The organism is Actinoplanes sp. NPDC048988 (assembly GCF_043197815.1).
Taxonomy (GTDB): Bacteria; Actinomycetota; Actinomycetes; order Mycobacteriales; family Micromonosporaceae; genus Actinoplanes.
This window is the reverse complement of the sequence record NZ_JBICTW010000001.1, coordinates 1,196,551-1,219,884: the sequence shown is the minus strand read 5'-3', so window position 1 is coordinate 1,219,884 and position 23,334 is coordinate 1,196,551. Positions and strand designations below refer to the sequence as shown.

At 71.4% G+C, this 23,334-nt stretch carries 27 protein-coding genes and 1 tRNA gene; 16 read left to right on the top strand and 12 right to left on the bottom strand.

What is annotated here, in order from left to right; genetic code table 11:
• Positions 1-37: 37 nt before the first annotated feature.
• The 6 genes from ACGFJ7_RS05465 (at position 38) to ACGFJ7_RS05440 (ending at position 4,400) form a co-directional block, all read left to right on the top strand.
• Positions 38-733: a DUF6758 family protein gene (locus tag ACGFJ7_RS05465; protein ID WP_392641025.1), complete on the top strand. Its 696-nt coding sequence runs from the start codon at positions 38-40 to the stop codon at positions 731-733.
• 10 nt (positions 734-743) lie between these two features.
• Positions 744-1,022, top strand: coding sequence for a hypothetical protein (locus tag ACGFJ7_RS05460; protein WP_360248351.1), 279 nt, complete (start codon positions 744-746; stop codon positions 1,020-1,022).
• Between the two features lie 9 nt (positions 1,023-1,031).
• Positions 1,032-1,889 (top strand): PH domain-containing protein, encoded by an 858-nt coding sequence (locus ACGFJ7_RS05455; protein ID WP_360246782.1) that lies wholly within the window; start codon positions 1,032-1,034, stop codon positions 1,887-1,889.
• Positions 1,890-1,959: 70 nt separating this feature from the next.
• A complete protein-coding gene (locus ACGFJ7_RS05450; protein WP_360246780.1) occupies positions 1,960-2,811 on the top strand; it encodes a PHP domain-containing protein in 852 nt (283 codons plus the stop codon).
• 52 nt (positions 2,812-2,863) lie between these two features.
• On the top strand, positions 2,864-3,481 hold the full coding sequence (locus ACGFJ7_RS05445) for a MarC family protein (RefSeq protein ID WP_360246778.1): 618 nt from the start codon (positions 2,864-2,866) through the stop codon (positions 3,479-3,481).
• 91 nt (positions 3,482-3,572) lie between these two features.
• Positions 3,573-4,400, top strand: coding sequence for a PD-(D/E)XK nuclease family protein (locus ACGFJ7_RS05440; RefSeq protein WP_360248225.1), 828 nt, complete (start codon positions 3,573-3,575; stop codon positions 4,398-4,400).
• A 161-nt stretch (positions 4,401-4,561) separates the two neighbouring features.
• Here ACGFJ7_RS05440 and ACGFJ7_RS05435 read toward each other — a convergent pair whose 3' ends face one another.
• Positions 4,562-5,422 (bottom strand): oxygenase MpaB family protein, encoded by an 861-nt coding sequence (locus ACGFJ7_RS05435; protein WP_360246776.1) that lies wholly within the window; start codon positions 5,420-5,422, stop codon positions 4,562-4,564.
• A 55-nt stretch (positions 5,423-5,477) separates the two neighbouring features.
• Positions 5,478-5,906 (bottom strand): Fur family transcriptional regulator, encoded by a 429-nt coding sequence (locus tag ACGFJ7_RS05430; RefSeq protein WP_360246774.1) that lies wholly within the window; start codon positions 5,904-5,906, stop codon positions 5,478-5,480.
• Positions 5,907-6,068: 162 nt separating this feature from the next.
• Here ACGFJ7_RS05430 and ACGFJ7_RS05425 point away from each other — a divergent pair, with 162 nt between their 5' ends.
• A complete protein-coding gene (locus ACGFJ7_RS05425) occupies positions 6,069-6,542 on the top strand; it encodes a DUF2231 domain-containing protein (protein WP_360246772.1) in 474 nt (157 codons plus the stop codon).
• A 10-nt stretch (positions 6,543-6,552) separates the two neighbouring features.
• Here the strand turns inward: ACGFJ7_RS05425 and ACGFJ7_RS05420 are convergent, their stop codons facing one another.
• Positions 6,553-6,885, bottom strand: coding sequence for a translation initiation factor 2 (locus ACGFJ7_RS05420; RefSeq protein WP_392641021.1), 333 nt, complete (start codon positions 6,883-6,885; stop codon positions 6,553-6,555).
• Between the two features lie 64 nt (positions 6,886-6,949).
• Here ACGFJ7_RS05420 and ACGFJ7_RS05415 point away from each other — a divergent pair, with 64 nt between their 5' ends.
• Positions 6,950-7,126 (top strand): hypothetical protein, encoded by a 177-nt coding sequence (locus ACGFJ7_RS05415; protein ID WP_203777796.1) that lies wholly within the window; start codon positions 6,950-6,952, stop codon positions 7,124-7,126.
• Positions 7,127-7,197: 71 nt separating this feature from the next.
• Here the strand turns inward: ACGFJ7_RS05415 and ACGFJ7_RS05410 are convergent, their stop codons facing one another.
• The 3 genes from ACGFJ7_RS05410 to ACGFJ7_RS05400 form a co-directional block, all read right to left on the bottom strand.
• A complete protein-coding gene (locus ACGFJ7_RS05410; protein ID WP_360246768.1) occupies positions 7,198-7,464 on the bottom strand; it encodes a hypothetical protein in 267 nt (88 codons plus the stop codon).
• A gap of 941 nt (positions 7,465-8,405) precedes the next feature.
• On the bottom strand, positions 8,406-8,768 hold the full coding sequence (locus tag ACGFJ7_RS05405; protein ID WP_392641019.1) for an FmdB family zinc ribbon protein: 363 nt from the start codon (positions 8,766-8,768) through the stop codon (positions 8,406-8,408).
• A 110-nt stretch (positions 8,769-8,878) separates the two neighbouring features.
• Positions 8,879-9,466 carry a 5-formyltetrahydrofolate cyclo-ligase gene (locus tag ACGFJ7_RS05400; RefSeq protein WP_392641018.1) on the bottom strand — a complete coding sequence of 196 codons (588 nt, stop codon included), beginning with the start codon at positions 9,464-9,466 and terminating at the stop codon, positions 8,879-8,881.
• Positions 9,467-9,547: 81 nt separating this feature from the next.
• Here ACGFJ7_RS05400 and ACGFJ7_RS05395 point away from each other — a divergent pair, with 81 nt between their 5' ends.
• The 6 genes from ACGFJ7_RS05395 to ACGFJ7_RS05370 all read left to right on the top strand — a co-directional run bounded on the left by ACGFJ7_RS05395 (position 9,548) and on the right by ACGFJ7_RS05370 (position 15,389).
• Positions 9,548-11,467: a diguanylate cyclase gene (locus ACGFJ7_RS05395; RefSeq protein ID WP_392641016.1), complete on the top strand. Its 1,920-nt coding sequence runs from the start codon at positions 9,548-9,550 to the stop codon at positions 11,465-11,467.
• Between the two features lie 48 nt (positions 11,468-11,515).
• The gene (locus tag ACGFJ7_RS05390) at positions 11,516-12,430 is read left to right on the top strand and encodes a UTP--glucose-1-phosphate uridylyltransferase (protein WP_360246761.1); all 915 of its coding nucleotides are present in this window, start codon (positions 11,516-11,518) and stop codon (positions 12,428-12,430) included.
• Positions 12,427-13,734, top strand: a complete 1,308-nt coding sequence (gene glp / locus ACGFJ7_RS05385) for a gephyrin-like molybdotransferase Glp (RefSeq protein WP_392641014.1) — start codon at positions 12,427-12,429, stop codon at positions 13,732-13,734. The genes ACGFJ7_RS05390 and glp overlap by 4 nt, the downstream gene beginning before the upstream one ends.
• Complete coding sequence (locus tag ACGFJ7_RS05380) at positions 13,731-14,363, top strand: GNAT family protein (protein WP_360246757.1); 633 nt, start codon at positions 13,731-13,733, stop codon at positions 14,361-14,363. Before glp ends, ACGFJ7_RS05380 begins: the two co-directional genes overlap by 4 nt.
• 134 nt (positions 14,364-14,497) lie before the next feature.
• Positions 14,498-15,226 (top strand): hypothetical protein, encoded by a 729-nt coding sequence (locus tag ACGFJ7_RS05375; RefSeq protein ID WP_360246755.1) that lies wholly within the window; start codon positions 14,498-14,500, stop codon positions 15,224-15,226.
• Between the two features lie 89 nt (positions 15,227-15,315).
• Positions 15,316-15,389, top strand: a tRNA-Ala gene (locus tag ACGFJ7_RS05370).
• Between the two features lie 106 nt (positions 15,390-15,495).
• Here ACGFJ7_RS05370 and ACGFJ7_RS05365 read toward each other — a convergent pair.
• The 4 genes from ACGFJ7_RS05365 to ACGFJ7_RS05350 all read right to left on the bottom strand — a co-directional run bounded on the left by ACGFJ7_RS05365 (position 15,496) and on the right by ACGFJ7_RS05350 (position 18,710).
• The gene (locus tag ACGFJ7_RS05365; protein ID WP_392641012.1) at positions 15,496-15,918 is read right to left on the bottom strand and encodes a hypothetical protein; all 423 of its coding nucleotides are present in this window, start codon (positions 15,916-15,918) and stop codon (positions 15,496-15,498) included.
• A 515-nt stretch (positions 15,919-16,433) separates the two neighbouring features.
• Positions 16,434-16,985, bottom strand: coding sequence for a DUF642 domain-containing protein (locus ACGFJ7_RS05360; RefSeq protein WP_392641011.1), 552 nt, complete (start codon positions 16,983-16,985; stop codon positions 16,434-16,436).
• A 28-nt stretch (positions 16,986-17,013) separates the two neighbouring features.
• Entirely contained in the window at positions 17,014-17,799 is a 786-nt protein-coding gene (locus ACGFJ7_RS05355) for an SDR family NAD(P)-dependent oxidoreductase (RefSeq protein ID WP_392641009.1), read from the bottom strand.
• Positions 17,796-18,710, bottom strand: coding sequence for an aldo/keto reductase (locus ACGFJ7_RS05350; RefSeq protein WP_392641007.1), 915 nt, complete (start codon positions 18,708-18,710; stop codon positions 17,796-17,798). Before ACGFJ7_RS05350 ends, ACGFJ7_RS05355 begins: the two co-directional genes overlap by 4 nt.
• A gap of 89 nt (positions 18,711-18,799) precedes the next feature.
• Here ACGFJ7_RS05350 and ACGFJ7_RS05345 point away from each other — a divergent pair, with 89 nt between their 5' ends.
• Both ACGFJ7_RS05345 and ACGFJ7_RS05340 read left to right on the top strand, forming a co-directional pair.
• Positions 18,800-19,666 carry a hypothetical protein gene (locus ACGFJ7_RS05345; protein ID WP_360246747.1) on the top strand — a complete coding sequence of 289 codons (867 nt, stop codon included), beginning with the start codon at positions 18,800-18,802 and terminating at the stop codon, positions 19,664-19,666.
• 46 nt (positions 19,667-19,712) lie between these two features.
• Positions 19,713-20,957, top strand: a complete 1,245-nt coding sequence (locus ACGFJ7_RS05340; RefSeq protein ID WP_360246745.1) for a GAF domain-containing sensor histidine kinase — start codon at positions 19,713-19,715, stop codon at positions 20,955-20,957.
• Positions 20,958-20,960: 3 nt separating this feature from the next.
• On the opposite strand, the gene ACGFJ7_RS05335 is transcribed toward ACGFJ7_RS05340, so the two are convergent.
• Together ACGFJ7_RS05335 and ACGFJ7_RS05330 are read right to left on the bottom strand one after the other, a co-directional pair.
• Positions 20,961-22,496 carry a hypothetical protein gene (locus ACGFJ7_RS05335; RefSeq protein WP_392641005.1) on the bottom strand — a complete coding sequence of 512 codons (1,536 nt, stop codon included), beginning with the start codon at positions 22,494-22,496 and terminating at the stop codon, positions 20,961-20,963.
• Positions 22,489-23,334 carry a hypothetical protein gene (locus ACGFJ7_RS05330; RefSeq protein ID WP_392641003.1) on the bottom strand — a complete coding sequence of 282 codons (846 nt, stop codon included), beginning with the start codon at positions 23,332-23,334 and terminating at the stop codon, positions 22,489-22,491. The genes ACGFJ7_RS05335 and ACGFJ7_RS05330 overlap by 8 nt, the downstream gene beginning before the upstream one ends.

The following is a 23,334-nucleotide window of genomic DNA, read 5'->3' as shown; positions in this document are numbered from 1 at the left end:
CGTCCGGGTTCTGCGGATCCGCTTGACGAGGGCCCGCGTGGGCCGCACGGTAGTGGATGTGGGTGTCACGGTGAGTTGCCCCAGGTGTGGTGCACAGGTTCGGAAGCCGGACCTGATGCACAGCGACTGGCGCTGTGACAACTGCGGTGATGTGCCCCCCTTCCACGTGGCCGAGCACATCAACGCGGACATCGTCGACAGCATGCTGCGACGGCAGGGCTCGTCGCCCGAGAAGGTGCCGTTCTGGTGCCCCTGGCCGCTGCCGGCGGGGTGGATGGTCACGGGAGTCGGCTGGGCCGGCGACGACCGCCGCGGCGTGCGCGCCACCGCGGTCGCCTGCAGCGGCCCCGAGCCGCTCGCCGGCGGGCCGGCCGACGTCATGTTGATCGCCGAGCAGCCGGGCGTCGGACTGGGCACCAGATTCGCCGGAATCCCCGGCATCGACCCCGGCTATCTGATCGCCGAAGCGCTGGCCGATCCGAGTGGCCACCCTGGACCGCACGCCAAGATCAAGGCGGCTGGACACCCCACTCCACTGTGGTGCGTCAAGTCCCCGGAGGATCGAAGTGCGTACGTGAGTGAGGCGAAAGGAATGTGGCTCTATGCGGTAGCGTGGCCCGCAAGCGCGGGCTACTTCCTCGCGGAGCACGTCGTGCTGCACGACCTCTCCGAGGGGGTGCCGTCCGAGCTCGTGTACGGAGCGCCGTCACCGTGTCTGCACGGAAAAGCCTGAACGCCGGGCCTTGACCTGCGGGGACGGTATCGGCTTTTCGGCCACATTGTTCACACCGAGCGACGAAGCTGATACCGTCAGTACTGCCGCGGCGCTGACCGTCACCCGCACCCACAGGAGAAGGCCCGCCATGATCAAGAAGGTTCTGACCTGGCTTGGTATCGCGTTCTTGATCTTTTTCATCGCCTTCAACCCGAACTCGGCCGCATCGGTCTTCGAGTCACTCGGAGGCACGATCGCCGATATTGCCCGGGGCTTCGGCACGTTCTTTACGAACCTCGTCGCTTAGCATCACCACATGGGTGGTCCTGCTGAGCCGCGCGAGCCTCGAGGCGAGGGCGCAGGCCGCCCTCCGGAGGACGACGAGAACTACGGGTACAACGACGAGGCGTTCGACGACGTGTCCACGTACGCCCGGCGCCGTGCCTATTCGGACGGTCCTGGCTATTCGCCCGACGCCGGCTACTCGCCTGACGCCGGCTACTCGCCCAGTGCGGGCTACGCCTCCGACGGTGACCTCGGCGACGAGTACGAGCGCCCGGTCATCACCGAGGAGGAACTCGCGGGCCTCGGCCCCGAGGGCGGCAGCGGTCCACGGCGGGTCCTGCCCCTCGAGGACGAACCGACCACACTGGTCGCCCGCTATCTCTTCCCGACCGAGCGCTACCGCGGCGAGTGGAAGAGACATTGGATCAGCCTCTCCACCCCGCTCGGCATCGGCGCCGGCGCGACCCTCGCGCTGGGCTACCTGGCCGGCTTCCTGACCCGGCAGAACGTCAACGGTCTGGTGACAGTGGCCGTCCTGATCTGGCTCGGCGTGATCAGCTGGGTCGCCTGGAAGGTCTTCGACTGGTACTTCGACCGGTTCATCCTGACCAACAAGCGGGTCATGGTCGTCAACGGCATCGTCACCCGCCGGGTGGCCATGATGCCCCTGTTGAGGGTCACCGACATGAAGTACGAGCAGTCGGCGCTCGGCCGCATGCTCAGCTACGGCACGTTCGTGCTCGAGTCGGCCGGCCAGGACCAGGCGTTGCGCGAGGTCAAGTACCTGCCCAACCCGAATGAGCTCTACCTGCGCGTGGTCGAGGAGATGTACGAGCCGCAGGCCGTCGAGGCGCGACTCGGCAAGGACAGCGAAGGCGACGACGCATAGCAGTGCGATGTGACGTACGGATCGGGCTGTCGAGCGGCAGCCCGATACACGCGGCCGGTAGCGTTCTCAGGTGACCCGAATCGACCTGCACTGCCATTCGACCGCCAGCGACGGCACTCTGACCCCCGCTGAGCTGGTCAAGGCGGGCGCCGAGGCCGGTCTGGACGTCATGGCGATCACCGACCACGACACCACCGGCGGCTGGCAGGCGGCCGCGGCGGCCCGGCCCGAGGGCCTGCAACTGGTGCGCGGGGCTGAACTGTCCTGCCGCTGGCACGGCGCCGAGCCGCCGATCGCCCTGCACATGCTCGCCTACCTGTTCGACCCGGACGAGCCGCGGCTCGCGGGCGACCTGGCCCGGCTGCGCACCGACCGCGAGCAGCGGGCCGAGAAGATCGTGAACAAGCTGGCGGCCGACGGCGTGCCGATCACCTGGGAAGAGGTGCACGGGTACGCGGCGGGCGGTTCGGTCGGACGGCCGCACATCGCCCAGGCGCTGATCCGGGCCGGGCTGGTCCGGACGACGACCGAGGCGTTCCATTCGCAGTGGCTGGGCGCGCGATACTTCGTACCCAAATCGGACCTTGATGTTTTTGAGGCCGTGCGGGCCGTGCGGGCCGCCGGTGGGGTGACGGTGTTCGCTCATCCGCGGGCGACGGTGCGCGGGCGTGTCGTGCCGGACCGGCTGATCGTCGAACTGGCCGACGCGGGACTGTTCGGGCTGGAAGCCGACCACGAGGACCATTCGCTCCAGGAGCGGGCGCACGTGCGGGCCCTCGCGGAAAGCCTCGGCCTGGTCGTGACCGGATCGTCGGACTTCCATGGAACCCACAAGACGGTGCGGCTGGGTGCGTTCCTGACGGCTGCCTCGGCGTACGAGAAAATCGTCTCCGCCGCCACCGGCGTGCCTGTGCTGGGGTGACGCTGGACGCATGGAACTGCGGGGCGGCGCCTGAGACCCCTACCTTGATCGGGTGAATCTCAAGTTCCTCGGCGAAGTCTTCGTGACCCTCTTGGTGATCGTCGACCCTCCCGGCATGGTGCCGGTCTTCCTCGCGCTGACCGGGACGATGGCGGCCAAGGACAGGGTGCGGGCCGGATCGCAGGCCGTGCTGCTGGCGCTCGGCGTGATCGTCGGCTTCGCGGTGGCCGGGCAGACCCTGCTCGACTACCTCCACGTGCAGCTGCCCGCGCTGCAGGGCGCCGGCGGTCTGCTGCTCGTGCTGGTCGCGTTGCAGCTGCTCACCGGCAAGACGGACGAGCCGGCCGAGCAGGGCGGAACCAGCAACGTGGCGCTCGTGCCGCTGGGCACCCCATTGCTGGCCGGGCCGGGCGCCATCGTCGCGACCATGCTGTTCGTCCAGCGTGCGGAGGGTTTCGACGAGTACCTGGTGATCGCGATCGGCATCCTGCTCGTCATGATTACGGTCTGGGTGGTGCTGCGCTTCTCCGGCGTAATCGTGAAACTGCTGCGCCCGGCCGGCATCGAGGTGCTGACCCGCATCGCCGGTCTGCTGCTGGCCGCGATCGCCGTGCAGCTGATCGCCGACGCGGTCGCGGCCTTCGTGGAGATGTACGCGGCGGCCTTCTGACGGCGGTTCTGTCGTACCCGCCTGGCAGGATTGCACGGTGCCTCCCACCAGATCCCGCACCGGTGTCCCCGAGCAGCTCGGCTTCGACGGCATGCCCGAGCGGCTGTTCGTGTGCACGCCGAGCAAGCTGGGCGCGTTCACCGACTGCCCCCGGCGGTACAAGTACGCCTATGTCGAGCGCCCGGCCCCGCCCAAGGGCCCGCCGTGGGCGCACAACTCGCTGGGCGCGAGCGTCCACACGGCGCTGAAGAACTGGTACGGCCTGCCGGCCGACCGGCGAGACCCGAGCGTCCTGCCCAAGCTCTTGAAGAGCACGTGGGTACGCGAGGGCTACCGCGACACCGATCAGGAACGGGCCGCCTACCGCGCCGCCCTGGGCTGGCTGGAGACGTACGTGTCCGGCCTCGACCCGGAGGACGAGCCGCTGGGCGTCGAGCGCACGGTGGCCGCGAAGACGGCGGTGCTGGCCCTGAACGGCCGGGCCGACCGGATCGACTCGCGCCCCGGCCCGAACGGCCCCGAGGCGGTGATCGTCGACTACAAGACCGGCCGTACGGGCACGGACGCCGACGACGCGCGAGGCTCGATGGCCCTGGCGCTTTACGCGTACGCCGCCCAACGGGTCTTCCGCCGCCCGAGCTACCGGGTCGAGCTCCACCACCTGCCGACGGGCACGGTGTCGGCCCACGAACACACCGAGGAGTCCCTGGCCCGCCAGGTCCGCCGAGCCGAGGACACGGCCCGCGACATCATGGCGGCCGAACGAGCGGTGGCCGCGGGCGCCGACCCCGACACCGAGTTCCCCACGAACCCGGGCCCGCTCTGCGGTTGGTGCGACTTCCGCAAGATCTGCCCGGCCGGCGCGGAGACTCCCGCCAAGGAGCCCTGGGCCGCGGTCTCCCACCTGACGACTCCCTGACCCGCGCGCTGTCCCTCCCGACCCCTTGGCCTCATTGTTTGCGGCGTTCGGCCTGGCCGAGTTTTGTCTCGCGCGGTATCCCTTAACCCTTGGGCGCGGCGGGCCGCCTTCTCGCCTCGCGGATTCTGCGCCCGTCGGTGGGATGGGGTTCGGGGCGGCGGTCAGGCGGCGGCCGGTTGGGCGGCGCGGGCGAGGGCAGCCTGGCGCATGGAGCTGTCGCGGTAGCGGCGGGGCAGGGTGGCCAGGATCGTGGAGAGCAGCAGGCGCAGCCCGCGGATCGAGAGGTCGGCCGTCACGTCGGTGGTGGGCCAGCCGAGGCCGCCGTACAGGCGACGGGCCCAGGGCGGGAGCAGGGCCACCGCGGTGCCGGCTATGCCGAGGTACGCCCAGCGGGTGGGTCCCAGGGTGAGTCCCAGGCGGAGGGCCCGGGGCCCCCACGTCTGCGGGACCGGCGGAACCGTCAGGAACAGGGCTGTCTCGGCGGTGTCGCGGGTCATGCCCAGCTCGGGGCGGACGGCGTCGTAGTAGGCGGCCACCTCGGCCGCGGTGGCGGGCACGGTGGCGGGGTCGAGGCCGACGAGTTCGGCCGCCCGGAGCTGTTCGGTGTAGTAGCGGTCGATCTCGTCGGGGGTCAGCCGCAGGCCGGCCCGGGTGGCCGTGGTCAGGAACGACTCGACCTCGGTGATGTGGACCCAGCGGAGCAGGTCGGGGTCGTCGACGCGGAACGTCTCACCGCTGCGCGGGTCGACGGCGGTCATCTTGGAGTGCAGGCGGCGCAGGCGGCTGGAGGCCCGCTCGACCTCGTCGGTGCTGCCGTAGATCACCGTGGCCACGTAGGCCGAGGTGCGGGAGAGGCGGCCCCACGGGTCGGCGCGGTAACCGGAGTTCTGCGCGACGCCGGCCACGGCGCGGGGGTGCAGCGCCTGAAGGTAGAGGGAGCGGAGACCGCCGAGTATCAGGATCGGTTCGCGGTGCAGTTTCCAGGTGACCGAATCCGGTCCGAACAGGCCGACGTCGCTCATACATCCAGACTGCCACGCGAACGGCCGAAAGTTGAACCCGTTCAGATACCGGAATTCACGCCTCGTCGTCGCGGCGCCTCTGGCAGGCCGGGCAGAGACCCCAGAACGTCACCTCGGCCTCGTCCAGCTGGAACCCGTGGCTGCTGGCGGGGGTGAGGCAGGGGCGCTCGTCGACCACACAGTCGACGTCGGCGATCTCGCCACAGCCCCGGCAGACGATGTGGTGGTGGTTGTCGCCCACCCGGGCCTCGTATTTGGCCGGGCTGCCGGCCGGCTCGAGCCGCCGGGCCAGGCCGGCGCGGGAGAGAGCGCCGAGCACGTCGTAGATCGCCTGGGTGGAGACGGAGTCGAGGCGTACGCGGGCCCGTTTGGCGATCTCCTCGACCTCGAGATGGCCGCCGCCGGTGAGGATGTCCAGCACGGCCAGGCGCGGCTTGGTGACACGCAGCCCGTGGTCGCGCAGCAGGTCTTCACCGTTCGGCATCGGTCAATGACAGCACGGATCGGTTGAATCCCCAACCATTGTGCGCGGGAATACCTGCGAGAGGTGAACCAGAAGCCGACCATGGGCGTAAGCGGACACGAGGACATTTGCGCCGTCAGATACTTCTAAGCTGTCGGCCGACCCGTTCGATGAGGAGGCGTCGTGTTCGACCAGATCAACGGCCTGCCGGTGCATGCGCTCGTACTGCATGCCGCGGTGGTGTTCGTTCCGTTGCTGGCCCTGGGGGCCATCGCCTACGCGCTGGTGCCGCGGTGGCGTCCCAAGCTGGGCTGGGCGGTGGCGCTGCTCGCGGTGGCCGCGCCGGTCTCGACGTTCGTGGCGAAAGCCTCGGGTGAGGAGCTTTACGACCGCCTGATCGGCCAGGGCCTGAGCGGCCGCGGCAAGGAGATCCTCGACGACCACATGAGCTACGGCTCGCGTACGTTCTGGTTCACGTTGGCCCTGGGTATCGCCAGCCTCGTCGTGGTCGCCCTCACGTGGCGCCGAACCGGCCGCCTGCCCCTGATCGGCGAGGCCGTCAGCGCGGTGGTGCTGGTCGTCCTGGCCCTGATCTCCGGCTACTACGTCTACAAGACGGGCGACTCGGGCGCCACCGCCGTGTGGGGCACCTACTAGCCCGCTCCCCTCAGAAGATGACCCGGGCGCAGAGCAGGCACATGAGGATCAGGGCGATGGCCCCCGCGACCAGGCCGACGCCGTAGGTCACCGTGCGGGCCGAGCCCTCCGACTCGTCGAGCGCGTCCATGTCCTGCCCGGGCATGCTGCGCGGGGGCGGCGGCTGGGAGATCGTGGGCGGCCGCCAGTGCGGTGACGGCGGGGTGGGCCGCGGCGGTCCGGGATAGCTCGCCTCCGGTTTCGGGGCGGTCCCGGAGGATTCGGGGGCCGGCCCGGGCACGGGAGAGTCAGGATCCGGTCGCTGCCAGTAAGAGTCGTCCGGGACGCCGGTGGGGCTGCTCACGTTCACCGACGGTACAGCCGAAGGGGGAAGACTTCCGCAGGGGCGCGGGCCTACCCTCTTAGGCGTGGACATCCTGGATGAGCCCGAGCGCGACTTGGACGGCGAACGCGAGGTCGACTTCGAGTCCGAGGAGGCGCCTGTCCTCCCCGACCAGACCCGCGACGACACCGAGCGTGGCTGGGGCGAACGCTCCTTCGACAACGACGAGCGCCTGCTCGAGGACCGCCCGCCCCACTGGTGACGGCACGCCCGCCGCGGCCGGAGGAGCCTTCGCACGCCCCGCCGGCCCACTCGGCGTGGCCGCCCACCGTGTCAGCCGGGGCGAATGAGTACGGCAAAGCCGTGGTTCGGCGTGGCGACTGCGCGTTCTGCCTCGTCGGGGGCCAGGGCCAGCAGCAGGCCGCCCGTCGTAGGGTCCGAGGCGCCTGTGACCGTCAGGACGAGAGCGGCGGCGGCCACCGAGGTGGTGGTGCCCTTCTCGTCCAGGCGGAGCAGGTCGACCCGGTTGCCCGGCTTGACCAGCGAGAGCGCCGTCGGATCGGCCAGCCGGATCGGAACGCCGACAGTGCCGGAGGGCACGGCGCCACCAGCCGTGCCCGAGCCTGGGTTGTCCGGCGCCGCGGCAGGGTTCCCCGACCCGGGGATCGGGTCATCCGGTGGGCCGGCCCCAGAGGTGCCCGGCGGGCCGCCGTCTGAGCCGTTCGGCGGGGCGCCGTCTGAGCCCGCCGCCGCAGCGTCGACTGAGCCCGCCGGCGGGGCGCCTGAGGAGTGGGTGCCGTCGGCGGGTGGGCGGGTGGCCACTGTGTTGCCGGGTGGGGCGCAGGCCGGTGGGGGTGACCACGACACCAGGGCGGCGAGGGTCAGCAGGGCCGCGACTGCCGCGAGGCGTAGCAGCGTGCCGCGAGCCGGCCGACGCCGCCGCACGGGATCGAGGCGCCCTACGCCGCTTTCGCGGCTTGCGGTCCCGTGCGGCTGGGGGATGGCCCGGCCGAGCCGGGACTTGCTCGGTCCGGCCATCGTCCTGTCCCCTCTCGCTCGCCCTGGCGTCGTGGTCCGGCGCCGGGACAGACGTTAGGCGGGAGAAGAGATCGCTCGCTCCGAGCCTGTGGACAGCCCGAGATTGTGGATAACCAGCGAGAACTCAGCTGATTTTGCTAGGGGCGCCTCGTGGAGGTGGCTGAGCGGAGAAAGGCGCGGCGAGGAAGAGGGCACCGGCCCAGTCGGGAAGGGCGCCGGCCGGGCGGGAAGGACGCTGGTACGGGCGGGAGGGCGCCGGCCCGGGCGGGGGGAGGGCGCTGGTACGGGCGGGAGGGCGCCGGCCCAGGCGGGGAGGACGCTGGTACGGGCGGGGAGGGCGCTGGCACCGCGGGGAAGGCGCCGGCCCAGGCGGGGAGGACGCCGGCCCAGGCGGGGAGGACGCCGGCTTAGGCGGGGAAGGGTCGCCGGCACGTGGCGGGAAGGCCGTGCTGTGGATACGCGGAATCGCGCCAGGGGGAGCCTGGCGCGATTCCGGATGAGACTCAGGAGGCGGCGGGCGCCTTTGTGGTCGTCGAAGACGAAGACGAAGACGAGGACGACGACGTCGAAGATGACGACGACGAGGTCGAGGTCGAGCTTGCGGACGAGTCGCTCGAGGAAGCCGGCGTGTCGGACTTCTTCGTGGCCTCGCCGTTGCTGGTGGAGGACTTCTCGGCGCTCACGTTGCCGGAGCGGGAGTCGTTGCGGTAGAAGCCCGAACCCTTGAAGACGATGCCGACCGAGTTGAACACCTTGCGCAGCTTGCCGTCGCAGTCGGGGCACTCGGTCAAAGCCGGGTCGGAGAACGACTGCACGGCCTCGAGCTGGTGGCCGCATTCGGTGCAGGCGTACTGGTAGGTAGGCACGGCTCCTCCGGATCTTTCGGCTGTTGGCACTCGCCAACTCCGAGTGCCAATGTTGCGCCATCGGAGGTCATTTCGTCCACTCGAACGGCGGGTTGAGCGTTGGGCGGACGTCACTTCCGGGTCAGGAATAGACCGCCGTGTGGCGTGATGACCCCGTGCACCGGCCGATCGTGCGGCTCCGCCGGCACCTCGTCCAGCAGTTCGCCGTCGTGCAGCAGCGCCACGATCAGCGGCCCCGGGGAGATGCGAGCCAGGGCCCGGTCGTACGACCCTCCGCCGCGCCCCAATCGCAGGCCCTGGCGATCCACCGCCAGCGCGGGCACCAGCACCAGGTCGGCCTGCCGGATGCCCTCCACGCCCAGCCGGGGGCCGGTCGGCGCGAGGAGGCCGCGTGGCCCCCGTTCGAGCGAACCGGAGTGCAGGGCCCAGTCCAGATCTCCGTCCGGCAGCAGCACCGGGAGCAGGACGCGCGCGTGCGCCGCCAGCGCGGTGATCAGTTCCGGTCCGCCGGGTTCCGTGCCGATCGGGACGTAGGCGGCGATGGTGGCCGGTTGCTCACGCCGTACCAAAGCAAGCACTTGATCGTGGAGAAGAGGGGCCGCCGAGGCGGGCGCCTGACGCCGGGCGGTGAGCAGGCGACTGCGGAGTGCGATCTTGGCGGCGCGAGATCCTTCCGCGTCACCGGTTAAATCGGGCATGCAACACCCCCTTTTGAAAAGCGGCAAACGGTGCACACTATGTCAGCATCGCTCCAAAGAGGGCCACTTCCGGGAGGATGCGTGACGCTACGTGGCCGACTCACTACCGCCTTCTTGGTGGTCGTGCTCGGTCCGGTCCTGCTCGGGTCCATCTTCGTCGCCCTGACCGTCACCACGGTGAACCGGGATCGGACGGCCGAGCGGCTCGACCGGGCCGCGACCACCGTGCGTACCAGTGTCTCCGCCGCCTGCCGGCAACTTCAGACGGCGGCCGACGCCGTGGCCGTGGTGCCCGAAAGTGATCGGGCCGCGGTGGCCGGCCAGCTGATCGCGCGCGGTCTGGCCACCGGCATCGACATCGGCGCCCCGGAGACCACCGGGCCGAGCTGCTCGGCGAACGGGCGCGGCGCCCTCACCGCCGCGTCGGTCGTCGGCGACACCACCATCGCCGCCTCGCAGACCGTCGACGGCATGTTCCTCGACCGGCTCAGCGCCGCCAGCCGCACCCGCGTGACGCTGACCGGCCCGAACGAGACCGGGCAGACCCGGCGCGTCGCTCCGGAGCCGGGCCAGCCCCTGCCGCTCACGATCACCGTGCCGACGAACCGGCCCACTTTCCTGTACGCCGTACTCCCGGCCCTCGTGCTGGCCGCGGCCCTGGCCGCCGTCCTGGTCGCGCGCTGGCTCGCCCGCACCACCACCCGCCCGCTCGGCGACCTGGCCTGGGCCGCCGACCGGGTGGCCGACGGCGACCTGGACACCCGGGTGCCGATCCCGCGCCCGGACGAGCTCGGCCGGCTCGCCGCCACCTTCAACCGCATGACCCGCGAGCTGCAGGCCTACGTCCAGGCCCTCACCGCCAGCCGCGACCAGCTCCGCGGGCACCTGGCGATCCTCGGCGAGACGCTTTCCAGCACCCATGACCTCCAGCGGATACTGCAGGTCATCCTGCGCACGGCGCTCGCCGCCACCGGCGCCCGGGCCGGTCTCGTCCTGCTCATCGACCCGGTGAGCGGGCAGCTCGTCCCGCAGTGCGGGGTCGGCCTGGCCGGCACCTGGGACCTGCCCGACGCCGACCTGCCCAAGCAGCGCCTGCCGGTCGGCGAGGGTGTGCTGGGCGGGGTCGCCGCCAGCGGGGAGTCACGCCGCGGGCGGGGCGAGCTCGCCACGGCCGAACCGCCCTGCCTGAGCTACGTCGCCGTGCCGATCCGCGCGCCCGCCGACGCCGAGGACGGACCCGGCACCCTCGGCGTCCTCGCCCTCTACGACCGGGTCGGCGGTGACTGTTTCGACGACGCCGACCTGAGCACCCTGCGGACCTTCGCCGGACAGGCCGGGGTGGCCGTGCACAACGTGCGGATGCACGAGGAGGCGCAACGGCTCTCGTTGACCGATCCGCTCACCGGCCTGTGGAATTACCGTTACCTGCGTGAATCGTTGCGCCGGGAGGTGGAGCGGGCCAGCCGCTTCGGGCGGATGTTCACGGTTCTCGTGCTCGACCTGGACCACTTCAAGGACGTGAACGACACGTACGGGCACGCGGCCGGCGACGCGGTGCTGAGCGAGTTCGCCCGGCGCATCCGGATCGGGCTCCGCGAGGTGGACGTGGCGTTCCGGCAGGGCGGGGAGGAGTTCGTGGTGCTGCTGCCGGAGACCGACGCGTACGGCGGGGCGATCGTGGCCGAACGCCTCGGCGCCGCCGTGCGGGACCGGCCCGTGCCGATCGATCCCCTGCGACCCGACGACATGCTCATCCCGGTCACCGTGTCGATCGGCGTCGCCGTCTTTCCCGAGCATGGCGCCGCCGCGCCGCAGGTGCTGGCCGCGGCCGACGCCGCCCTGTACGCCGCCAAGCGGGCCGGCCGGGACACGTATCGCCTGGCCGAGGCCGCAGATGTGACCAATTCGCGGGTTTCCCCCACAGTTCATGAAGGAAACTTGGATCCCCAGACGGCCGTGCCGACCGGGCCACGGCCGCCGGGGCACAGACATGGCCGATAGTCTCGCTGCATGTCACGGGCTCGATCGACTTGAAGGTGCGGTGATTCGATGACCTCGAACGCGCAAGCGTCCGGCCGCCGGGCGGTGAAGGCTGTCATCCCCGCGGCGGGTCTGGCTACGCGATTCCTGCCCGCCACCAAGGCCGTACCCAAGGAATTGCTGCCCGTCGTCGACCGTCCCGTCCTTCAGTACATCGTGGAGGAGGCGGCCGCCGCCGGCATCACCGACGTCCTGCTGGTCACCGGCCGTGGCAAGACCTCGATGGTCGACCACTTCGACCGCCGGCCCGACGTCGAGGCGCGTCTCGAGGAAAAGGGCGACAAAGAGAGGCTTGCGGCCGTACGCCGTACGAGTGAGCTCGCGGACATCTACACCGTCCGTCAGGGCGAGCCGCTGGGTCTCGGCCACGCGGTCGGCACCGCCGCCTCGCACGTCGGCGACAACGCGTTCGCCGTCCTGCTGGGCGACGAGTTCCTGGAGGAGGACAAGCCGCTCCTGCCCGCCATGCTCGACCTGCAGGCCCGCACCGGCGGCATCGTGCTCGCCCTGGGCGAGGTCAAACCCTCAGAGACTTCGCGGTACGGCATCGCCTCCGTGCAGCCGTCGGACGAGGGCGACGACGTCGTACGGATCACCGGCCTGGTCGAGAAGCCCGCGCCGGACGAGGCGCCCAGCAACCTGGCCGTCCTCGGCCGCTACGTCCTGCCCGCCTCGATCTTCGAGGCGATCGCCGACACCAAGCCCGGCAGCGGCGGCGAGATCCAGCTGACCGACGCCATGGCCCAGCTGCTGGCCGACGGCACCCCGGTGCACGGCATCGTCTACCGCGGCCACCGGTACGACACCGGCATGCCGCTCGGCTACCTCCAGACGGTCGTCATGCTGGCGGCCAAGCGCGACGACCTGGGCGAGGAGTTCCGGAGCTGGCTGGCCGAGTTCGTCGCCGGCGGTGCGAGGGGATGACGGCCACGGCCGATGCCGAGGCGGCCGCCAACGAGCTGAAGCCTCTCGCCGAATACCTGGGCAGCGTGCTGCGCAGGCTCCGGCCGCTGCCTCCGCTCGACCTCGACCTCACCCAGGCACACGGCAACACCCTGGCCACCGACGTGCTGGCGCCGCACCCGTACCCGGCGTTCGACCAGGCGGCGATCGACGGGTACGCGGCGCGCTGGGAAGACCTCGGCGGCGCGGGCCGGGTCGGCTCGCACCCCTCCTCCTTCGGCCGGGTCGAGGGCCGGCCGGTCCGGCTCAACGTGGTCGGCGACCTCGGCGCGTCCAGCTGGCGCCCGGTCCGGCTCTCCCCGGGCACGTGTTTCTCGGTGGCGGCCGGCGCGCCGCTGCCGATCGGCGCCGACGTGGTGGTGCCGGTGCACTGGACCGACCAGGGCATGGCCGCCGTGGAGATCCTGCACGCGCCGAAAAGGGGCTCGGGTGTACGCCGGGCCGGCGACGAGATCGCCGTCGGCCAGGTGCTCGCCCCCAAGGGCGCGTACGTCACCCCGGCCATGGTGGCGACGTTCGCCGCCTCCGGCATCGGGCACGTCGTCGTCCGGCCCAGCCCCCGCGTGGTGGTCGTGGCCACCGGCGACGAACTGGTCGACGTGGGCCGCCCCAGCCAGCCCGGGCAGATCGTCGACGCGAACTCGCACGCGCTGACCGCCGCCGCGGTCGAGGCCGGCGCCCTGGCGTACCGCATCGGCATCTGTGACGACGACCCGGAAGGCCTCCGCGGCCTCCTGGAAGACCAGACCCTGCGGGCCGACCTGATCATCACCACCGGCGGGACCGGCACCGGCCCGGGCGACATGCTGCGCCGGGTGCTCTCCCGCCGCGATCCCGGCCGCGGCGCCGTCGAGTTCACCGACGTGGCCCTCTGCCCCGGCAGCACCCTCGGCTTCGGCACGGTCGGCGGCGAGGAGGTGCCGGTGATCTGCCTGCCGGGCGAGCCCGGCTCCGCCCTGATCGGCTTCGAAGTGCTGGCCCACCCGGTGATTCAGCTGCTGGCGGGGGCCGAGCCGGTGTTCCGCCCGAGCGTCAAGGCCCACCTGCTGGAGACCATCTCCTCGCCCGGTGGCCTGCGCGAGTTCCGCCCCGCGTTCGTCACCGAACGGCGCGGCGGGGGACACACGGTACAGCCACTGGCCGGTGGGCCGTACACTCTCTCCGGCCTTGCCGAGGCCAACGGCCTGCTGGTCCTCGGTGAGCGCGTCACCACGGCGGCCGCCGGCTCGACCGTGGACGTGTTGCTCCTCGACCGGAGGCGATGATGCTGGGGTCCACGCCCGGATGGCCTGCCGTCCTGGCGGACGGACCCGTCGTGCTGCGCCCCTACAAGCGCAGCGACGGCCGCGCCTGGTCCGAAGTGCGCACGGCCAACCAGAAGTGGCTGGCGCCCTGGGAGTCCGCCCCGCCCGGCCCGTGGGCCGAGATGAACTCGGCGCGCGCCTTCGGCTACGTCTACCAGGACATGAAACGCTCGGCCCGGCGCGGTGAGAGCATGCCGTTCGCGGTCTGCCTGCAGGAGAACGGCCGGGAAAGCCTGGTCGGCCACCTCAACCTCGGCAACATCGTCCGGCGGGCGTTCAGCTCGGCCTACGCCGGCTACTGGGTCGACCACCGCGTCGCCGGCCGCGGCGTCATCCCGACCGCGCTGGCCCTCGCGGTCGACCACGCCTTCGGCCCCGGCGGACTGCACCGCATCGAGGTCAACATCCGGCCGGAGAACAAGCCCTCCCGCCGCGTCGTCGAAAAGCTCGGCTTCCGCGAGGAGGCCTACCATGAGCGCTACATGCACATCGACGGCAGCTGGCGAGACCATCTCGGATATGCCCTGACCAGCGAGGAAGTGGCCGCCGAGGGCGGTCTGCTGGCCCGCTGGCGCCGCGTGCGCGCCTGAGGAGGCCCCTGACACGCCCGGCGCGCCGTGACCATTTCCGCAGCTCGCGCCCGTAGCCTCGGGGAGATTGGGTCTTGCGGTCCGTGGCCGGGAGTTGTAAAGCGGACCGCCCGTAGCTGACGGGAGGGGTGAGGGTGCCGACCTCGGTGCTCCTCGCCGTCCTCACCGCGGCCGGTCTGCTCGCCCTCGCGCCCGCGCTCGTGCGCCGGTACGACGCCACCGAGCGACTGGCCGCGGAGCGGGCGTCGTCGACGGCGAGGGTGCTCCAGCGCCACCGCCGTCGCCGCACCGTGCCCGGACGCCGACCGATCAACCCGGGCCGGCTGGTCTCGGTTACGGTCTCGCCCTCCTCTTCGCCCCAGAAACCCAAGCTGCGCCTGGTCAAGCCGGGCCGCCGCCCGGTCCGGCGCCCGCCGGCCCGCCGGCACACCCCAGCGGTCGTCCGCCGCCGCCGGGTCTTCGCGGCGCTGATCCTGCTCAACCTGATCGAGCTGATCGGCGTGCTCGCGGTCGGCCCCGGCTTCTGGATCGGCTTCGCGGTCACCTTCACGCTCCTGGTGATCGACCTGTTCCACCTGCGCAACCGAGCGATAGCGGACCGCCGACGCCGCCGCGAGGAGGCCCGCGAGGCAGCGTGGCTGGCGGCCCGCCAGGCCGAGGTACGCCGCGAACAGGCCCGCCGCCAGGCGGCCCGCCGCGAGGCCCAGCGCCGCTTGGCGGCCCAGAAGGAGGCGGTACGCCGCGCGGCGATGGGCCTGGACCAGGACCTTCCCCCGGCCGCGACAGCGTCGGTCTCCTACCGCCGAACGGGCGGCCTGCGGGGCCGGGCCTACGAGGCGGGCGGCCGCCACCACACCGCCTGAGCGGCGTTGTGGGGGTCGGTTCGCGGGAAGCCTGCGCAACCTGTTAGCCTTGCTGCGGTTCCACGGACAGCTGTCCGAGGGATCGGTAAGGGGCTGTGGCGCAGTCTGGTAGCGCACCTCGTTCGCATCGAGGGGGTCTGGGGTTCAAATCCCCACAGCTCCACGAGACGCTGGGCGCCCTCTGTCCGCTGAAAAGCGCGGACCGGGGGCGTCTCGTCATATCTGCTCCGGGGCCGAGCCCCGGAAACCCCACGGTGTCGGCGTTGCGGTTACCGGTTTCGTCGCGGTTCTGTTCGTGAAGGCTTCCGCTGGTTCTCGGCCGGGTTGCGCGGTCGGGTTGCGCTTCCTTTGCCCCTGGCTCTGCGGATGGCTCGGCGTCGTCGCCAGTCCCGATAGAGCGGCTGCACGGATGGGGCCAATCTCCGCCATGGCGCCAACTCCAGGGCGAGGATCATGAGGGAGCCGGCCAGACCGGCCGCGATCCCCGCGATGAAGAACGAACCCTGGTCGGTGACCGCGAGCGCGTCCGCCGTGAAGATGGCGCGTGCTGCCAGACGATCGTTCGCCTCCCACTGAAGTGTTGCCGTGTCCTCGAACTCGGGGACCGCCTCTTCGGTTCTGGCCCCTTCCAAGCGGGTCCCCTCGGTGCCGGTGATCCGCAGTCGTTTAGGCCCGGACCCCTTCAGGTCCACGCACGATCCACAGTCCCGTTCCCGACTGCGTTCGAGCTCCTTGAGGTCGACCTGACCTTCGAGAAGCCGAACGTCGACGGTACGGATTCCGGAGTCAGTACGAGGGCGGACCGGCTCTTGCCGTATGACCAGATGCTGTCGACATCCGATCCCTCAGCGGAGACTTCCCCAGGTCGACCACGGCGTCGGCGGTGACATTGCCGATGAGGGAGCTGGTGATGACCGAGATGACCGGTGGGTCGGAGGGAAGTGAGTAGTTGGCGGCGCTCGACTGGGAATAGACCGCCGCGCTGTACCAGAAGAGGATCAGCGCCGCGGTGAAGGCAGCCGTTGCCGCAGCCGCTCGTCCTCGCCAGTTGCCCGACTCGCGGGCGCGTCGCGGTTGCTTTGCTCCCCGACCCGGCAAGGGCTCCCCCTGTCGCGTGGCGCGTCCACACTGGTGTGCTCTTCGCCAGTCTCCGCGGCAGTGACTCTGCGGGAAGGCGGTCGGGGCACTGGGCCGAAGTGGCCGGCTGTCAGGCGGCGGGGGCGTTGGTCCTGGGGCAGATGATCAGTAGGCAGGGGTCCACCCGGACGTCGTCGATGACGGGGCCGTAGCCGGCTGGGGTGGTTGTGCTGGCGAACTCCAGGGTGAAGGACGTGCCTTTGGCCAGGACGTACGCCGTACGTCGGACGAAGCCCATGTTTGTCGCCGTTTTGCCTGTCGTGTCGAAGGACAGGGGCTGGATGAGCTTGCCGTTGACGCGGAGTTCGCCGGTCTTGACCGCCGGTGGGCCCGCGTAGTTGCCGGCCAGGTCGTAGGAGATGCGGTAGGTCAGCAACGGCTCGGTGGGGAAGGTGGTGGCCACCGCGCCGTGCTGGCCGCCGTCCAGGTCGAGGTTCTGGCGGCCCTCGGTGACCTGCCAGAGGGCGTTGCTCGCCAGGTCGACGTCGCCTCTGGTCACCGTCCACGGGCCTAGTTGGGTGCCCGCGGCGTACCGGTAGTAGGCGCCGTCGACGTACGGCTGCTCGAAGCCGCCTGCGAAAGTCGCCGCCAGCAGGACGGCCAGGAGAGTGTGCACAATCATTCAACGGGCATATCGGACAAAAGGTGTGTTACCAGGCAGTCCAGCCGCCGTCGACCACGACGTTGGTTCCGGTGGTGAAGCTGGAGCGCGGGGAGGCCAGGTACAGCACGGTGGTCGCGATCTCGGCGGCGTCGCCGACGCGGCCCAGCGGGGTCTGCTGAGCCAGGCGTGCCACCAGTTCCCGGTCGCCGCCCTCGCCGGGGAACGGGCCGGGCGTCACGCAGTTGACCCGGATGCCGGCCGGGCCGAGCTCGACCGCGGCGTAGCGCGTGAGCTGCACGATCCCGGCCTTCACGGCGCCGTAGTACGGCGGGTTGCCCGCCTCCGGGTTGGCGTAGAGATGCGGCTTGGGGCTGACCACGCCGTACATCGAAGCGACCGTGATCACCGAGGGTGAGCTGTCGGCGGCCGCCGTCTCCAGCAGGTCGCGGGTCGAGCCGAGCAGGCGCTGGAACGCGCCGAGGGCCAGGTCGGCGGCCTCGATGTAGTCGGACGGGCGGGCGGTGCGCAGCGAGCCGCCGCGGCCCACGTGGGCGTTGTGCACCAGCACGTCGAGCCGGCCGCCGGCCTCGCGCAGCCGGTCGCCGAGCGCCGCCACGTCGTCGTCGGAGGTGACGTCGCAGCGGGCCGGCACGCACTCGCCGTCCAGACTCGACGCCAGCGCGTCGAGCCGGCCCTGGTCGCGGCCCACCAGCCAGGTCGTCGCGCCGGCGCCGGCCAGCGCCGCCGCCATGACCTGGCCGAGGCGCCCGGTCGCGCCGGTCAACACGGCCACCTTGCCGGTCAGTCCGAAGAGGTCGTTCGGCGTGATCACGCGGACCACCGGCTCGGGTCGAGCAGATCCACCGGCATCTCGGGCAGCTCGCGCAGCACCTGGTCGCGCTCGTCGCCGGTCAGCGGCTTGCGGGCGATCAGGTCGGCGTTGCGCCGCAGCTGCTCCTCGGTCTCGGCACCGACCACCAGCGAGGTCACCCACGGCAGCGACAGCAGGTAGGCCAGGCAGAGGTCGGCGCGGTCCTCGCGCACGAGGTCGGTCGCCAGCCGGTCCAGAAGGGACACCACCGCGTCCCGCCGGTCGTCGGAACAGTGCGGCCAGCGCACGCCGCTTCCGGCGGCGAGCAGACCTTGGAGGTACGCACTGCGCACGGTCACCACGAGCTCGGGCCGCTCGGCGAGGGCCGCGGCGAGGTCGCCGGCCAGCCAGCGCCGGTCGAGGATGTTGCAGGGCAGCTGCACGTAGCCGAGGTCGGGAAGCGTGAGCACCTGGCGCAGTTCGTCGGGGGACTGCACCGACACGCCGACCCGGTCGGCCTCGCCCGTCTCCAGGCAGCGGCGCAGGTCGTCCCAGCCGGCCGGAGCGTCGGCCGCGCGGTGCAGCAGGATCGTCAGCGGGCCGGCGACACGCAGGGCGGCCCGGCTCGCCTCGACGCTCTCCGGGACCGCGCCACCGGGCGCGATCTTGGTGATGACGGCCAGATCAAGGTCGCCCAGCGCCGCGCCGATCCGCCGCTCGCTCTCGCCGTAGGCGCGCGCGGTGTCCAGGTGGGTGACGCCCAGGTCGCGGGCCGTGGCCAGCATGCGGGCCGTGGCGTCGTCGTCCGGCACACCGGTGCGGTTGGCGATGCCGTACGCCCCGCCGAGCTGTGCCGTGCCCAGCACCAGCGCCGATTGGCGGTACGCGCCGCGCCGGCGGACCGGCACGACCGGTCCCGCGTGGTCCTTCATCGGTTGCCCTTCGTCGCTTGTGGCGGTGCTAGGCTTGCGCCCCGACCGACCGTATTAGATCCGTCGTCGCGCGAAATCACAGGGTGGACATGCACCACGCCAATTACTACTACGGCCACGCTCACGTGCTTGCCCGTTACGCCCAGCTCGACGACTGGATGCACCCCCCGCGCATGCAGGGATACCTCCAGCACGGCTGGAACATCGGCGACGGCCTGGCCCCCGGTGTGCCGTTCGTCGAGGGCAGTCGCCTGTGGGTCTGGTCCGAGCAGGTGCGGCGCCGGGCGTGGTCGCAGGGCCGCCGTGACGTGGTCGCCATCGGCTCCCCGTTCGCGTACCTGCTCGAGATGAACGAGGCTCCGGTCGACGAGTCGAAGCGCGAGGGCACCATCTTCTACCCCTTCCACGGCTGGGAGGGGCAGCAGGTGATGGGCGACCACCAGCGCCTGATCGACGAGCTCAAGGCGCACGAGACCGGCCCGATCACCGCGTGTCTGTACTTCAACGAGCACAAGGTCCGCAAGATCCGCAAGCTGTACGAGGACGCCGGCTTCCGGGTCATCTGCCACGGCTACCGCGGCTTCTGGTGGCGTGACCACGACCGTGACTTCCTGGTCCGCCAGCTGGCCGAGCTGCGCCGCCACAAGCGCGTGGTCTCCAACCGCCTGTGCAGCGCGATCTGGTACGGCCTGCTGGCCGGCTGCCAGGGCGCCGTCTACGGCGACCCGATGGTGCTCGAGGGCGCCGACCCCACCTTCGGCGGCGAGCCGCGGCTGCGGCGCCAGTGGCCCGAGGTGTACGGCTACGACCCCGACCCGGTGGCCGCCCGCGAGATCGCCACCATCGAGCTCGGCGCGGACATCCTGGCCACCCCCGAGGAACTGCGGACGCACCTGGGCTGGCCGGTCGCGACCAAGCCGCTCCGGTCATGGAAAAAGTCCGAAACGGTCGGGTAGCTACTTTCGGGTGGTACCTCTGAAGCAAGTCTTCGGAGGTGACGGCATGAAAGCTCCCCTGCCCGACAACGAGATCGACCGGCTCACCGCGCTCTACGCGCTCGACATCCTCGACAGCGCGCCCGAGCAGGATTTCGACGACATCGTCGCGCTCGCCTCGAACGTGTGCGGCACGCCGATGTCGCTCGTGACCCTGGTCGACACCGACCGTCAGTGGTTCAAGGCGAAGATCGGCACCGAGGCGACCGAGACGGACCGGGAGATCTCGTTCTGCTCACACGCGATCCTCGGCCGTGACCTGCTCGTGGTGCCGGACGCGACCAAGGACCCGCGGTTCGCCGACAACCCGACGGTGACCTGCGACGACGGCGTCCGCTTCTACGCCGGGGCGCCGCTGGTCACCACCGACGGCTTCGCGCTGGGCACGCTCTGCGTGGTCGACAACGAGCCCCGCAAGCTCGACGTGGAGCAATTGCAGGCCCTGCGCGCGCTGGCCCGGCAGGTCACCTCGCAGATGGAGCTGCGCCGGCACGCGATCGCGCTGGCCAACACCACGGCCCGGCTCCAGGAGCTGGAGCGCCGCAAGGACGACCTGGCCGGCCTGGTCGGCGGGGATCTGCGGGCGCCGCTGCGGCTGATCTCGCAGTACCTGGGCAAGCTCGGCAAGACCGGGTACCACGACGCCGAGTTGGCCGACCTGGTCGGTCACGCCGTGTCCGGTCACATCCGCGGCTTCATCGACCTGCTGCACCACCTGACGACGATGGCCGACGCCGGGTTCGGCAGCGAGAGCCTGCACATGCGGCAGATCGACCTGACCCGGATCACGCAGCGGGCGGTCGAGGCGGTACGCCCGATCGCCGCCACCAAGCAGATCTGGATCCTCAACCAGGCCGGCGGGCCGGCTCTGCCGATCATCGCCGACCCGGTGCGGCTCGAGCAGGTGCTCACCCACCTGCTGTTCGCGGCCGTGAAGTACACGCCGTCGGGCGGGCGGGTCCGCGTCGGCACCGAGATCGAGTCGGGCCCGACGGTGCGCCTCGACGACATGGACATGCCCGACGGCATGCGCCCCGACCTGTTCCCGCACCTGTACTACGGCGCGATCGCCAACCCGTCGACCTCGCCCGGCCCCGACCGCGGGCTCGCCGTCGCCAAGAAGATCCTGGACGCGCACCACGCCACCGTGGCGCTGTCGGACCGGCCCGGCGACGGCACTTCCCTGCACGTGGTGTTCCCGTTCGCCGACCTCACCCCGACCGACACGATCGAGGATCTGATCGCGGCGTAGAGGTCAGCCCTTCAGCTTCTTCTTCACCGCGCGGGCGAACTGCTTCGGGTGGCGGATCTTCGCGACCTTGCGGGCCGTGTCGTGCAGCTTGAGCACCGGCGAGTTGCGGTACTGCCGCAGCTCGTCGCGGAGCTTGCGCAGCTGCGCCTCGCGGGTCTTGAGGCTCTGGTCGCGGAAGCGCAGCGTCCGCTCGAGGCCGAAGACCTTGCCGGCCAGCTCCTTGATCCGCTTCTTGTCCTCGTCGACGTCGGCCAGCGCGGTGGCCACGTCGGGACCCTCGGCGGCGGGCGGTGCGAACCCGTCGGCCAGCTCCCGTCCCCGCGCCAGCAGCTCGGGGGTGGCCTCGACGCCGGACATGCCGAGCCAGGTGGTCACCAGGTCGTCGCTCTCGACCATCCACGGCGGCCACGGGTGGCGGCGGTGCGCGGCGATGAGGCGGTCGCGGAACCGGAACCAGGAGGCGGCCAGCAGCTCCTCGCGGCTCGCACCCTCCGGCGCCTCGGTGAGGCCCCGGACGAAACCGTCGGCCGCCGGGTAGAGGTCGTCCAGCGGGAAGCTGTCGACCCGGGCCGCGTACTGCCGGAAGCCGGGCACGTCCTCCGCCGCGGCCAGCCGGAACAGCTCGGCCTCGGCCGAGACCGAGTCGGGGATGACCCGGTCGCCGACGGTCCAGCCGGCGTCGCCGAGCTCGAGGCTGTGGGTGGCCGTGTACGCCGTGCGGGTCGCGCCGGCCGGGCCGAGCACGGCCAGCCAGCCGGGAGCCACCGCGCCGAGCAGGCCGGCCCGGGCCGCGGCGTCGGCGCCGGTGGCGATCGGGGCGACCAGCGGGGTGTGCGCGGCCGTGGCGGCCAGGCCCTCCAGGGCCAGGCGGGCGCCGGGCCGGCCGGGGCGGGTGCCCGCGGCGGCGGCCGCGTCGAGCAGCGTGTGGGTCTCGCCGGCGGCGTCGAACGAGGCGTACAGGCGAGCGCCCGGAAGGGCGGCCAGCACCTGGTCGGGCGAGGTCGGCCGCTCGGGGTCGTCGTGCAGCGGGCGCCACTCGTCGTCGCCGTGCCGGGCGTCGACCGGGCGCCGGTCGTAGAGGCCGGTCAGCCCGAACTCGTTCTCGACGCCGATCAGCACCACCGCGTCCGGGCCGGCGAGCCCGGTGACCAGGGCGGCCCGCTGCGGCCAGTCGAGCGCCGGCGAGTCGTAGCCGAGGACCCGGTCGAGGCCGTCGGCCGCCACCACCAGGTCGTACGGCCCGTTGGCCAGGCCGTCCAGCGCGCCGGCGATCACGGTGATCTCGGCGCCCGGGAACGCCTCACGCAGGTCGGTGGCGTCGCTGACCGAGCGGATCAGCACGGTGACGTGCTCGCTGCGGGCCGCCACCAGCTGGATCAGCTCGCGGCTGTGCGGGCCGGCGACCAGCGCGCGCGCCGCCTTCGCGGGCAGCGCGTCGGCGAGGAAGGCCAGCAGCGCGTCACCGCCCGCGGGCTTGCGGTAGCTGGCGTAGTCGGTCCAGGGCTGGATCTCGCCGCGGACGACCTCGATGTCAGTCATGGTGGTTCCAATCGAAGAGAGACCGCATCTCGGCGGGCGACATCATCCAGGCTTTGCCGAGTTCGTCGTCGGTGATCGCGCGGGCGGTGGCGAGATCGATGTCCTTGCCCAGCATGTCGGGCCAGAGCCGGGCGATGCGGGACTGGCCGCCGAACAGCGGGTTGTCACCCTCGAGCGCCATCGCGTCGCCGTAGACGGCCGGCTCGCACCCGGCCGCGACACCGTAGAAGATCGCCGTGGCGAGCCGGTTGGAGGCCACCCGCTTGAACCGGCGGAACGCGGCCAGCTGCTTGTAGAGGAACTTGCGGTCGGTGCCCTCGTAGTTCCATCCGCGCTTGCCGAAGCAGATGACCTTGAAGCCGGCCTCCTCGTACGCGCGGCGCACGTCCGGCCGCTCGTACTCGGTGTAGTACAGGCTGATCGTGACCGGCTCGGTCTCGGTCTCCTTGATCTCGCTGATCAGGCGGGCGTGATCGCCCTCGATCTTGGCGCCGAGGCCGCCCGGCGCGTCCCAGCCGTGGAACAGGAACCAGAGCGTGCCCTCGCGGTCCTCCTCCTTCACCTTGCCCAGGTCGGGCTCGAGATCCATGAGGTAGAGCATCGGGGCGCCGGTGACCGCGTAGTTGCGGCGGCTCAGCGCGTGGCCGCGCCGCCGGGGGGCGTCGCTCCAGACGAACCGCCAGGCGCCGTCGAAGAACTCGTGCACCGGGTTCCAGCCACAGCCCACGTTCCAGCCGTGCTGAAGGTAGCCCGGGATGCGCGGCGGGAACTCGTCGTCCAGGCCGCAGTGCCGGGCCAGGATGTGCGTCAACCCGTAGTAGTGGTTGTGGTGATGCAT

Bases quoted from the DNA above. Each gene is read 5' to 3' on its own strand.
- ACGFJ7_RS05455 (WP_360246782.1), top strand. From the start codon at position 1,032: ATGGGTGGTCCTGCTGAGCCGCGCGAGCCTCGAGGCGAGGGCGCAGGC.
- ACGFJ7_RS05440 (WP_360248225.1), top strand. From the start codon at position 3,573: ATGCCCGAGCGGCTGTTCGTGTGCACGCCGAGCAAGCTGGGCGCGTTC.
- ACGFJ7_RS05435 (WP_360246776.1), bottom strand. From the start codon at position 5,422: ATGAGCGACGTCGGCCTGTTCGGACCGGATTCGGTCACCTGGAAACTG.
- ACGFJ7_RS05430 (WP_360246774.1), bottom strand. From the start codon at position 5,906: ATGCCGAACGGTGAAGACCTGCTGCGCGACCACGGGCTGCGTGTCACC.
- ACGFJ7_RS05400 (WP_392641018.1), bottom strand. From the start codon at position 9,466: ATGCCCGATTTAACCGGTGACGCGGAAGGATCTCGCGCCGCCAAGATC.
- ACGFJ7_RS05390 (WP_360246761.1), top strand. From the start codon at position 11,516: ATGACCTCGAACGCGCAAGCGTCCGGCCGCCGGGCGGTGAAGGCTGTC.
- glp (WP_392641014.1), top strand. From the start codon at position 12,427: ATGACGGCCACGGCCGATGCCGAGGCGGCCGCCAACGAGCTGAAGCCT.
- ACGFJ7_RS05380 (WP_360246757.1), top strand. From the start codon at position 13,731: ATGATGCTGGGGTCCACGCCCGGATGGCCTGCCGTCCTGGCGGACGGA.
- ACGFJ7_RS05360 (WP_392641011.1), bottom strand. From the start codon at position 16,985: ATGATTGTGCACACTCTCCTGGCCGTCCTGCTGGCGGCGACTTTCGCA.
- ACGFJ7_RS05350 (WP_392641007.1), bottom strand. From the start codon at position 18,710: ATGAAGGACCACGCGGGACCGGTCGTGCCGGTCCGCCGGCGCGGCGCG.
- ACGFJ7_RS05345 (WP_360246747.1), top strand. From the start codon at position 18,800: ATGCACCACGCCAATTACTACTACGGCCACGCTCACGTGCTTGCCCGT.
- ACGFJ7_RS05340 (WP_360246745.1), top strand. From the start codon at position 19,713: ATGAAAGCTCCCCTGCCCGACAACGAGATCGACCGGCTCACCGCGCTC.
- ACGFJ7_RS05335 (WP_392641005.1), bottom strand. From the start codon at position 22,496: ATGACTGACATCGAGGTCGTCCGCGGCGAGATCCAGCCCTGGACCGAC.
- ACGFJ7_RS05330 (WP_392641003.1), bottom strand. From the start codon at position 23,334: ATGCATCACCACAACCACTACTACGGGTTGACGCACATCCTGGCCCGG.